General features: G+C 45.0%; 1 protein-coding gene. It reads left to right on the forward strand.

All coding sequences use genetic code 11. The features are described from left to right. Positions 1-89: 89 nt before the first annotated feature. Positions 90-575 carry a DUF2971 domain-containing protein gene (locus IEW17_RS20685; protein ID WP_188563958.1) on the forward strand — a complete coding sequence of 162 codons (486 nt, stop codon included), beginning with the start codon at positions 90-92 and terminating at the stop codon, positions 573-575. The last annotated feature ends 12 nt before the right edge of the window (positions 576-587 follow it).

The following is a 587-nucleotide window of genomic DNA, read 5'->3' on the forward strand; positions in this document are numbered from 1 at the left end:
TGTGGGGGAAGGAGCAGGTACGCTGCCTAAACTAATAATGCTGTAATTAAGTTGTCAGAACACTAGAAACCGAGAATACTTTCAAAGAGATGGAAGCTTTCGTTCGGCGCCATCGCCCGCATTTTACTCGTGCTGCCATCCGAAAACAGGCGCTTGCTTGGCACAAAAGGCCGCGGCTATTCCACAAAACAGTCAATGATGCGTCACGCGATTCATTTAATGAAAACGGAGTCTGCTGCTTTACAAAAGACCCGAAGAACATCTTAATGTGGTCTCATTATGCTGATTCACATAAGGGCTTATGTCTAAAGTTCGATGTGCTGGCTGATCCAAGGTCATTTTTTGTTGCTTTTAAAGTAGAATACAAGGAAGAGTACCCCATATGGAATCATTTGCGCGAAGCTGAGGGACAAAGTGTCACCAATTTGCTCATTACAAAGGCCAGTCAGTGGGCATATGAGCAAGAATACCGGGTATTAAAGTTTGGTGAGACCGGGAACCATTCCTTCTCAAAAACCGCATTATACTCGTCACGAAGCAGTTTGCGAATCGAGAACATGAAATTTACGGGTTAGGAGGGACGCGAG

This window comes from Hymenobacter frigidus (assembly GCF_014640435.1).
GTDB lineage: Bacteria > Bacteroidota > Bacteroidia > Cytophagales > Hymenobacteraceae > Hymenobacter > Hymenobacter frigidus.